Below are 6854 nucleotides of genomic sequence, written 5' to 3' on the forward strand. Positions count from 1 at the left end.
CAGTGTCTATCGTTTGTCGTAAGTACGTTGTTGGTCGATTATTGACCATAACAAAGCAGATAATCAATAGGAGAAAGGTTATGAATACAATAACTTCGGGAACAAATAGTCATCAAGCATTCTTTTCATCACTGTCAGTTAAGAAATTCTATTCTAAATTTAGACTGTATCTTCAGAAGCGTAGAACGAGAAAGCACCTAGCTGAACTGTCAGATCATTTGCTTGAAGATGTTGGTATTACCCGAGGCCAGGCTAATGAAGAGGTGAGAAAAGCATTTTGGGAGTGATTCAGATGATCAGACGTAACTCTTTCTTCTTAGGAGGAGTTACGCCAAAACCAATGCTAGATCTTTGAGATATCAGAAACTTCTTCATGCAGCCATTCAGTAAACGCCGCAATACGCTCTTTTCTCGGTGAGCTAGGATCAAAACATAAGTTAACTTGAACGCCAGGTGTCATCCCAATATTAAACGGTTTAACAAGCAGGCCGCGTTCTATAAAGTCTCCAGCTAAGCTATCTGTTGCCAGGCAAACCCCATGGCCCGCCATCACTGTCGTTAACCCCATATCAAAGGTTCCCACCTCCATCCATTGAACTGCGGTGTCTTGCATTGGAATGTTCGCTTGTCTGAACCATTCCTCCCAAGGGAAAAGGCCACCCTCAAATTGAATCAACCAACACTTTAGTAGTTGTTCTGGTGATGTGAATTTCAAAGAACTGGCGAGCTCGGGTGAGCAAAAGGGATATAGAGGTTCATTGAACAGTACTTCAAGTGCTAAACCTTGTTCAACACACAGATCTTCCCCTTGTCGAATCGCGACATCAATTTCACCATGTTTTAGATTTGGTGTGTCACACCCTGTGAGGATCTTGATTGGAATCTCAGGGTGCTTGACTGAGAATTTCCAAAGCCTCGGCAGCAACCAACGCGATGCAAAAGAGGGAGGACTTCGAACAACGATAACGCCTTGCAAGGGTTCAGACTGGATCTTATTCAATCCGACAACAAGCTCTTTAAATCCATCTGACACATGTTGGAAGAGAGTCCGCCCCTCTTGAGTTAATGCCATTTCACGCCCTTTCCTAATGAACAGCTTGCACTCTAGTTGTTCCTCTAACTGACGGATCTTTTGGCTGACAGCAGCTTGGCTAACAAAGAGCTCTTCTGCTGCCTTGCTGTAGCTACTCAAGCGAGCTGCGACTTCGAAGTAACGAAGTCCGGAAAGGTGGCGTAGTCTATTATCCATAACGTCTTCTTATAGTTCTTGTTAGAAATGGTTGTTCGCTTATCGAACCGGTTGTTTTCATAATAACGACAGAACGATGGCAAATACAAGAGAGTAATTATGGAAGTATTAATCAGTTGGACGAGATTTTATGGTGCTAAGTTATTTAAAAATAAGAAGATAAAAGTAGGTAAAGTTAAGGCGAAACAGAATAAGGTTTTATGTGCGGAACAGCTGAGTCGTCGAGTGAAAGAAGATATAGGGTTAGAATATGAAAACAACGATGCAACTGATTATACTAAATATTTATAATCATGACTTATATATCCATTAGCGTGAAGGCTAGTCTCGCTGGTTCTATCTCGGCCACAATATTCATTTGTACTCGCTTAATCCAGCCTGACTTTACCCATTAATCATCGAGTACTTATAAAATCCTATTCCTACTAAACTAAATGCTTAGTTTTTAATTTACGTTGTCTTATTTTTGAGACTGAAACTCTGATTTATATAGAAACAAGCATCGTAATGTTTTTTTTCTTTCTTTGTCTAATGGATATAAAACAGACAGTTATTTTGGGGGTTAATAAATGAAAATTAAATTACTATGTATTATTAGACCCTTTAATTTTATATAAGCAATTGAATTAAATTAAATTAAATAAAAAACAGTTTGAATCCATCTCCGTATTAATAGTGTTGAAATTGATTTATTGAATGGCGCTTGTGTAACTCATTTGTCAGTTCTATATATGTAGTGTTCAGTTTTTCTATATCTCCTGAGGTTTTCTATTGGGCTAGATAAGGTGAATGGAAAGACGAGAGGGTGGGGGCTGTATGAAATCTATTTTAAGAGTTTTGGAGCGTAGCCGTTTCCGAAGCAGTTTAAAATCAAAAATGAAAGGCATCGCTATTATCGAGTTTACGGTTGTGGTGAGCCTGTTTTTTGCGCTTTTCTTAACGGTTGTCGATCTTGGTATTTATGGGTTTGTTAAATTGACCATGCAACACTCAGCAAGAGAGGGCGCAAGATATGCCATCACAGGTCGTTCTGATCTGGATCCTGATGCGTCGAGTGACCGCGAAGCAGCAATATTAGAAAAAATTTCTCAATCCTCGAGCGGTTTGCTCGACAAAGTGATGGATGTCCAAAACATACGTGTTGAAGATGTCTATGGCAACGCAGTCACTGGCTTTGGTGGCTCAGGAGACATTATTTCTATTCATCTTGATTGCGAGTGGCCATCTGTAAATCCTTATATGTATGTTTTGCTTGATGACGGGAAGTTTAAATTTACCGTTAGCGCGGCAATGAAAAACGAAGCTTTTTAAGGAGGGACAGGATGTTTCCTTTACAGATAAAGAAAGCCGCAGAGAAAGGGTTTGCAGCAATCGAAATGACGTTAATAGCACCATTGTTTATGTTGCTTATTGTTGCGGCTGTCGATATCACGCACCTCATTCAAGCCAACCACATCATTATTAGTATCAGCCGAGAAGGTGGAAACATTATTTCTCGGAGTAATACAGATACCCCGCAAGAAGTGATGGACATCATCGCCACGACATCGGGAACATTGGATTTGACGCAAGACGGGGTCATTTACATTACCGAGGTTGTTGGGCAAGAAGATGCTTCTCCCTACATTAAAAGCCAATACCGATGGAACCAACACGGGCTAAGTAAAAATAGTGCTATTTGGTCGAGCTGCAGTAATTGGGCAAATGATGGAGAGTGTTCTGATGTGGATGCAGATGATCCTCCACTCATTAACAATTTAGCCGTTGCGCTTGATGATGGGGAGATCGTGTACAGCGTAGAAGTATTCTATGACTATTCGCCGATTTTTAGTCGAGTATTCGATGAGGAATATATTCTGAGCGACACAACATATATGTAAGGGAGGTTAAAATGGATAAGGGAACCCCAATCAAATATCGTTACAGTCGTGGGTTAGTGGCTTTGATGTCAGTCATCGCACTGCCTTTTATTCTGTTAGTTGTCGGGCTTTCTGTTGATGCTGGACGTGCTTATATCGTTAAATCAAAACTATTTGCAGCAGTCGATGCTGCCAGTATTGCCGCTGCTAGAGCGGTTGCTAATGGCGAAGATGCAGGGCGTGCCGCTGCTCAAAAATATTTTACAGCAAATATCCCAGCCGATTTTTATTCAGCAACACCTAGCTTGGGCGCAGTCAATTTCTCCTATGATTCATTCGGTAATATCTCGATTGATATTTCAGCTACGGCGCAAGTGCCGACAATCTTTTTACCTTTAATAGGGTTAGACACATTTAACCCTGGCGTGTCAGCACAATCTATTCGTCGCCCTGTCGATTTAGTGTTAGTGATTGATAACACAACTTCCTTGAGGCTTGGCAGCATTGGTGATGTGACTCAAGACGTTATTGATCGGTCTAAGTCATTCGTTGAAAATTTCCATGAAGGGTTTGACCGAGTTTCATTGGTTAAATTTGCTTTCGGAGCTGAGGTTCCAGTGGGGTTTAATGCAACTCGTGGCCATAGCCGAAGTACTATCAAATCTGAAATAGACAGCTTTAATTTTGGTAGTACGTCTAATGCACAATATACCAATGCATCAGAGGGGATCTATCGAGCTTTAAATGAGCTTAGAACGGTTACCGATCCCGCTAACTTGAAAGTGATCGTGTTCTTCACAGATGGAGCGCCAAATACCTTTGCGACAACGTTTGATTTTGAGGACGGTGATTCGCATACGGGAGCTATTCGATCGAGTGACGGCAGCAGTGGTACGCCCCGAGGGCTTTGGAGGCATGACTCGATTGCAACGACGTTAAGTGGAGGTTATGAGGGGCGCGATATTGATGACCATATTAGTGAGATGCCCGACTACTATACCACTCATGATTCAAGCGCAACCGAGTTTAACATTTTAAATCCGACACATTCAGTACGGCCAGTGTCACAGTATGATCCTGATAGTCATTCTGCTGGTGACTTGTATACACGGGTGAATAGAGTTGCTCGTAACTTGGTGGAAGACATTGCTGAGGCTGCAAGAGGAGAAGATATTTACGTCTTTACCTTGGGATTAGGTTCATCATTAACATCGGCAACCGGACCTGATAGTGAGTTTGGAGAAGACTTACTGTTACGAATGGCAAATTCTAGTGCGCTTTTGGATGATCCAGACTTAAGTGCAGATTATGACCCTGCCCAACTAGAAGGTGTGTATTGCCATGCAATCGATGAGGAAGCATTAGGCCCTTGCTTCGACGAGATGTTGGATGTGATTATCCGTTTAACTTTGTAACGTCTTTCTGGTTTAGCAGTTTTACATATTGATAGATTAAAGGGATCTCAATCGAGAGATTAGAAAAATAAAAGAGGGAGCTTTTCGCTCCCTCTCAATGCTATGTGTATTTTTGTCGTTGGTTACTCTTCCCAAACCACCAATTTATCTTTCGGCCAGTTATGACCGACTTCGTGATATTTTTGCTCAAGGATATGTCGTTTGATCTTAAGCGTTGGTGTTAACACGCCATTCTCAATACTCCACGGTTCCTTAATCATCAATACGCCTTTGATCTTCTCGTGTGAAGCGAGTTGTTCGTTCATCTTCTCGATAACACGCTTGGTCGTTTTCTCATAACGAGCTCGATCAAAGTTAGGGAAGTCATGGGGTACAACAAGCAGGATAGGGCCTGGTAAGCCTAAGCCTATCAAACACATCATTTCTACGCGGCTGTATTCAAAGAGTTTGTTCTCGATTGGAACGGGAGCAACAAACTTACCTTTAGCGGTTTTAAAGGTATCTTTCTTACGTCCACGAATCGTTAAATAGCCTTCGCTGTCAATATCACCAATATCACCCGTATGTAGCCAACCCTCTGAATCAAAAGACTCTTGGGTTGCAATATCATTTTTGTAGTAGCCAGAGAATAGCCCTTTACCTCGAACCAAAATCTCTTCGTCTTCAGCTATTTTGAGCTCGATACCCGGGCCAGCATTACCAACACTACCAATTTTGTCTGCTCTAAATGGATAGTTGAGTGTGCTGTAGGCGAAAGACTCTGTCATTCCCCATGCCTCGGTGATGTGTAAACCAACGCTTTCATACCATGCGAGTAAAGCCGGTGATACTGGCGCTGAACCACAACCAAGAACGCGAGCTTGGTCTAAACCCAGACCATCAGCCAGTTTCTTCTTAATGATGTTATTCACAAATGGAATTTTAAGTAAGAAGTTCAGTTTTTTCTGTGGCAGCTTATCTTGGATTCGTTGTTGGAATAGAGTCCATAAACGAGGAACTGAAATAAACAAAGTTGGACGGTGCATTTTTACATCGTCAATAAACGTGTCTAACGATTCAGGGAAAGCAGTGACCACACCACCCATTACGGAAGAACCAAAGATGTACACTCGTTCGGTGATATGGGCAAGCGGCAGATAAGAAAACAGACGGTCGCCGGGTTGGATACCAATGTGATCGATTAATCTCTGAACTGACCATGTAAAGGCACCATACGTAAGCATTGCGCCTTTAGGTAACCCGGATGTACCCGATGTATACACAAGCGACATTAGCTTATCATCGTGATGCTGAGGTCGTTTAGTGGATGGTTCATGTGTCTCTATGAGATGCTCAAAAGTATGTTGGCACTTCGCCGCAGTATCGTAGGGTAACGAGATACTGACTAAGCTCGGATTATCATCGAGTACTTTTTGTGTCGCTGCAGGATCATCAAGCTTACCTGCAATTACGATCTTACTTTCACTGTGTTCAATACAGTATTGAATGGTGTCTGCACCCGCTGTCGGAAAGATTGGGACGCTGACAAAATCTCCTAACATCATGGCAAGATCACAGATAAACCACTCTGCACAGTTTTTTGAAACGAGAGCGACTCGATCGCCGGGTTGGGCTCCGAGTCCTTCTAATGCTGACGCCAGTTTTAGTGCTTTGTCGGCCACTTCTTTATAAGTGAATTCAACAAATTGGCGGTTAATTATTTGTTTTAAATAGACTTCATCTGGGCGTTCTTCTGCCCATTTTAAAATCATGTCATTGGGTGTAGGGAGAGCTGTTGCTTTTTCTTGGCTAAACTCGTTAGGCTGAATCATTGTCTAACTCCATGTTTTTCGCTAAGTTATTTTTGTTAAAATCATGTTAAATGTACCATGATTTTTTCTTTTAGGGAGTAAAATTAGCGTTTTCTGTTATCCGTGCAGGCACGTCTGTAACTTGCGGGTGTTACTCCGGTCCTTTTCTTAAAGATTCTTGAAAAATACGACACATCCTTGTATCCACATTGGTAAGAAATAACAGCGATTTTTGATTCGGTATCGGCTTCGATTAACTTTTTGGCTAACAGGATTCGTTTATCGCATACAAAGTCTCTAAAGCTTACCCCAAAGTGTAGATGAAACTTCTTAGAAAAGTAGGTTGTTGAACAATGGCACTTTTCCGCTATCTCGGTTTCTCTGATTTCTTTGTTGATGTTGTCCATAACAAAGTTAACGACTTCAGAGGTAAACAACTTTGCTGGTAGTTGATTATTGTTGTTGGTATCTCGGTCTAGATCAAAGTGAGGCTCGAAGATATGTTGCGTTTTACGCTGTAGTTCGGCTTTGTTGCGTAATT

General features: G+C 41.7%; 8 protein-coding genes. 5 read left to right on the forward strand and 3 right to left on the reverse strand.

Features of this window, described 5'->3' with window-relative positions:
• Positions 1–80: 80 nt before the first annotated feature.
• On the forward strand, positions 81–287 hold the full coding sequence (locus BCT49_RS20430; protein WP_102437796.1) for a DUF1127 domain-containing protein: 207 nt from the start codon (positions 81–83) through the stop codon (positions 285–287).
• 56 nt (positions 288–343) lie between these two features.
• Here the strand turns inward: BCT49_RS20430 and BCT49_RS20435 are convergent, their stop codons facing one another.
• Complete coding sequence (locus BCT49_RS20435; RefSeq protein ID WP_017108783.1) at positions 344–1249, reverse strand: LysR substrate-binding domain-containing protein; 906 nt, start codon at positions 1247–1249, stop codon at positions 344–346.
• Between the two features lie 99 nt (positions 1250–1348).
• Here BCT49_RS20435 and BCT49_RS20440 point away from each other — a divergent pair, with 99 nt between their 5' ends.
• From BCT49_RS20440 to BCT49_RS20455, 4 genes are all read left to right on the forward strand, one after another.
• Positions 1349–1540, forward strand: coding sequence for a hypothetical protein (locus tag BCT49_RS20440; RefSeq protein ID WP_102279505.1), 192 nt, complete (start codon positions 1349–1351; stop codon positions 1538–1540).
• Between the two features lie 525 nt (positions 1541–2065).
• On the forward strand, positions 2066–2560 hold the full coding sequence (locus BCT49_RS20445; protein ID WP_102437799.1) for a TadE/TadG family type IV pilus assembly protein: 495 nt from the start codon (positions 2066–2068) through the stop codon (positions 2558–2560).
• Positions 2561–2571: 11 nt separating this feature from the next.
• The gene (locus BCT49_RS20450) at positions 2572–3129 is read left to right on the forward strand and encodes a TadE/TadG family type IV pilus assembly protein (RefSeq protein WP_017108786.1); all 558 of its coding nucleotides are present in this window, start codon (positions 2572–2574) and stop codon (positions 3127–3129) included.
• 11 nt (positions 3130–3140) lie between these two features.
• A complete protein-coding gene (locus BCT49_RS20455) occupies positions 3141–4523 on the forward strand; it encodes a vWA domain-containing protein (protein ID WP_102437801.1) in 1383 nt (460 codons plus the stop codon).
• 122 nt (positions 4524–4645) lie between these two features.
• On the opposite strand, the gene BCT49_RS20460 is transcribed toward BCT49_RS20455, so the two are convergent.
• Positions 4646–6334 carry an AMP-binding protein gene (locus tag BCT49_RS20460; RefSeq protein ID WP_102437803.1) on the reverse strand — a complete coding sequence of 563 codons (1689 nt, stop codon included), beginning with the start codon at positions 6332–6334 and terminating at the stop codon, positions 4646–4648.
• A gap of 83 nt (positions 6335–6417) precedes the next feature.
• A partial coding sequence (locus BCT49_RS20465; RefSeq protein WP_133151663.1) for a helix-turn-helix domain-containing protein occupies positions 6418–6854 on the reverse strand: 437 nt, incomplete at its 5' end.

This window comes from Vibrio lentus (genome assembly GCF_002875945.1).
Classification (GTDB): domain Bacteria; phylum Pseudomonadota; class Gammaproteobacteria; order Enterobacterales; family Vibrionaceae; genus Vibrio; species Vibrio apostichopi.

Bases quoted from the DNA above. Each gene is read 5' to 3' on its own strand.
- BCT49_RS20430 (WP_102437796.1), top strand. From the start codon at position 81: ATGAATACAATAACTTCGGGAACAAATAGTCATCAAGCATTCTTTTCA.
- BCT49_RS20445 (WP_102437799.1), top strand. From the start codon at position 2,066: ATGAAATCTATTTTAAGAGTTTTGGAGCGTAGCCGTTTCCGAAGCAGT.
- BCT49_RS20455 (WP_102437801.1), top strand. From the start codon at position 3,141: ATGGATAAGGGAACCCCAATCAAATATCGTTACAGTCGTGGGTTAGTG.
- BCT49_RS20460 (WP_102437803.1), bottom strand. From the start codon at position 6,334: ATGATTCAGCCTAACGAGTTTAGCCAAGAAAAAGCAACAGCTCTCCCT.
- BCT49_RS20435 (WP_017108783.1), bottom strand. From the start codon at position 1,249: ATGGATAATAGACTACGCCACCTTTCCGGACTTCGTTACTTCGAAGTC.
- BCT49_RS20440 (WP_102279505.1), top strand. From the start codon at position 1,349: ATGGAAGTATTAATCAGTTGGACGAGATTTTATGGTGCTAAGTTATTT.
- BCT49_RS20450 (WP_017108786.1), top strand. From the start codon at position 2,572: ATGTTTCCTTTACAGATAAAGAAAGCCGCAGAGAAAGGGTTTGCAGCA.